This window comes from Komagataeibacter oboediens (assembly GCF_003207815.1).
Lineage (GTDB): Bacteria > Pseudomonadota > Alphaproteobacteria > Acetobacterales > Acetobacteraceae > Komagataeibacter > Komagataeibacter oboediens.
Window position 1 is genome coordinate 1 of the sequence record NZ_NKTX01000152.1, and the last position, 2,316, is coordinate 2,316.

The 2,316-nt window shown below is 56.9% G+C and carries 3 protein-coding genes; 2 read left to right on the forward strand and 1 reads right to left on the reverse strand.

The genetic code is table 11. The features are described from left to right. Nucleotides 1–878: 878 nt before the first annotated feature. Entirely contained in the window at nt 879–1,142 is a 264-nt protein-coding gene (locus CFR80_RS17745; RefSeq protein ID WP_014106741.1) for a type II toxin-antitoxin system RelB/DinJ family antitoxin, read from the forward strand. After that, nucleotides 1,129–1,410 carry a type II toxin-antitoxin system YafQ family toxin gene (locus tag CFR80_RS17750; protein ID WP_014106742.1) on the forward strand — a complete coding sequence of 94 codons (282 nt, stop codon included), beginning with the start codon at nt 1,129–1,131 and terminating at the stop codon, nt 1,408–1,410. The genes CFR80_RS17745 and CFR80_RS17750 overlap by 14 nt, the downstream gene beginning before the upstream one ends. 96 nt (nt 1,411–1,506) lie before the next feature. Here CFR80_RS17750 and CFR80_RS17755 read toward each other — a convergent pair whose 3' ends face one another. Further along, nucleotides 1,507–2,052: a replication/maintenance protein RepL gene (locus tag CFR80_RS17755; RefSeq protein WP_020958252.1), complete on the reverse strand. Its 546-nt coding sequence runs from the start codon at nt 2,050–2,052 to the stop codon at nt 1,507–1,509. Nucleotides 2,053–2,316 lie beyond the last annotated feature (264 nt).

The following is a 2,316-nucleotide window of genomic DNA, read 5'->3' on the forward strand; positions in this document are numbered from 1 at the left end:
CCCCCCCCCTCACATCATTGATAAATAACAATTTTTTTCGTGGTCTCTCTCTATGATCTTTGGACCGTCCCCGAAGCCCACGGGGGCGGCGCAGCGAACGCCTTGCGTGAGCGGCAGCGGAGCCGCGCCGGTGGACCCTCGGGGGCGGATCAGAGGCTCATAAAAGGGCGATTAATTCCGTTTTCGTATCGTTGTGCGACGCTTCAGCGACCGGGTGTGTCGATTAACCGTCACACCGCTCCGGCGCCTTCGGCGGGCTACGCCGCTCCCGCTCCGCGCTCGCCCGGAGCCTGCAAGGCCAGCGAAACCGGGGAAGGGCAAAATGGCTCAAGAAGCGACGAACGGGGCGATTCCGGTTGCACCTGGTGCGAGGCCAGCGGCAAGCTGGCTATGGGCGTAGTCACCTGTGGCGAGGGGAAGGGCCGGGTTGTGGTAAGCCCGGCCCTTCCTGCGTCTGTAGCCGGGAACTCCCGGTTATAGACCGAAGGATGGCCGTACAGGGCACTCAGACGAGTTTCCGATACCAACTACCGGACAAGAGCCGGAAGCCATCATACGGCCATCTGACGGACTTATAGCGGATGATCGCAAGAGGCGATCGCCTGTTCTCCTGACGCGATCAGGTGGGGCATGGTGCCGTTCCATGTTGGGGCTTCTCGCGGCCCGGCCGGAAAGGGCGGCACTCTGGCGGCAATTTTCGCAGTGCCACCATGCCGCGCCCTAACCCCATGTGCAGACAGAGGAATCCGGAAAACCAAGGTCACAGAGTGCTGGTTTCTTTAATCTTGCCCTCACTTTTTTCGCCTTCTCCCACCCCGGAACGTAGACGAAATTGGTGTTTTGTATTACACTGAAATACAGTATTGGGAGGGTATGTCATGGCTGTCAGTCGCATGGTCCAGGCCCGAGTGCCGGGTGAGATTCAGGAAGCCGCGAACCAGGTCATTCACGCGGCCGGGCTGACGGTGAGTGATGTGGTGCGTGTGCTGATGACGCGGATTGCCCAGGACAAGGTGATTCCGGCCGCGCTGTTTCAGCCCAATGCGGAGACGCTGGCAGCGTTTACTGAGGTCGAGCGTGGGGATCTGACGCGCTTCAGGTCTGTCGATGCGCTGTTCGAAGATCTCCATGCGGACGATTGAGCGCACGACGGCTTTCAAGCGTGATTTCAAACGGGTGGCGAAGGGACCGCATCGGGCTGCCCTAGACACCGATCTGCGGCGAATTATCGAGCTTCTGGTGGTCGATGCGGCATTGGAAATACGGCATCGCGACCATGCCCTGACAGGCAACTGGAAGGACTATCGGGACTGCCATGTGAAGCCTGATCTGGTGCTGATCTATCGCCTCATTGAGGCCGATCGCCTGGTCTTGGTGCGACTGGGCTCCCATTCGGAACTCGACCTCTAGCCTTTAAGGGAAAGACAGGCGTCTTAGTCCCGGTGCATCAGAGAGTGCGCGCTTATACGTTGCCCAAAGGGCAACGTGCGCTTGGTGTCGGGCGATCTATTTTTCGGTGGCCGGCAAGTCTGGTTCCATGCCGTCGAAAGAAGGCTGAGATGGTGGTGGTAAGCCGGGGCCGGTAGGTAGCTGCTTCTCTCCCGGATACAGGTCTGGAATGGCCTGTAGAGGCGGCTGTGCGCCAATTTCGGTCTTATCGGGTTGTTCGTCGTCTGAGAGCAACACAGCGGCAGAAAACAGGCTGTAGCGGATACCATCGCGGTTTCCGGACCAAGCCACTCGGTCATTAACGATGTAAGCACAAGCCGTGCCTGTGGGGCCGATCTGTCGAACTTCGATCCAGTTGCCCTCTCGTAAAACGGACAAAGCCCTTTTGAGAGTATTCAAGCCGCAACCAGCCATTTTGGCCAATGTAGCTTGGGATGCGACGAGAGCATTATTGCGGCCCATTTGGGAGGTCATAAGCATCATAACGGCCGCTGCTCTAGGATTTGATACAGCTAATTTTGACCATCGTTCCATAGCCGCTCGTTCGACCTGAACCCAAGTTCCGTTGGGTGCGGTGGTTAATCCAACGTGCTTTGGCTTCATGGCCTACCCCTAGATCAAATCAGACGATTTTTCATCCAAATTTGGATGAAATTCATCCATTTTATAGCGAAAAATGTAGATAAATTCAATCCAAATTTGGACAAATTCCATCCAAACCTAGCCCATAGCTGGTGGGCTAGGGGTAGCCCATAGCTGGTGGGCTACCCCCCCCCCTCACATCATTGATAAATAACAATTTTTTTCGTGGTCTCTCTCTATGATCTTTGGACCGTCCCCGAAGCCCACGGGGGCGGCGCAGCGAAC

Excerpts from the sequence above, each read along its gene's own strand:
- CFR80_RS17745 (WP_014106741.1), top strand. The coding sequence starts at position 879 with ATGGCTGTCAGTCGCATGGTCCAGGCCCGAGTGCCGGGTGAGATTCAG.
- CFR80_RS17750 (WP_014106742.1), top strand. The coding sequence starts at position 1,129 with ATGCGGACGATTGAGCGCACGACGGCTTTCAAGCGTGATTTCAAACGG.
- CFR80_RS17755 (WP_020958252.1), bottom strand. The coding sequence starts at position 2,052 with ATGAAGCCAAAGCACGTTGGATTAACCACCGCACCCAACGGAACTTGG.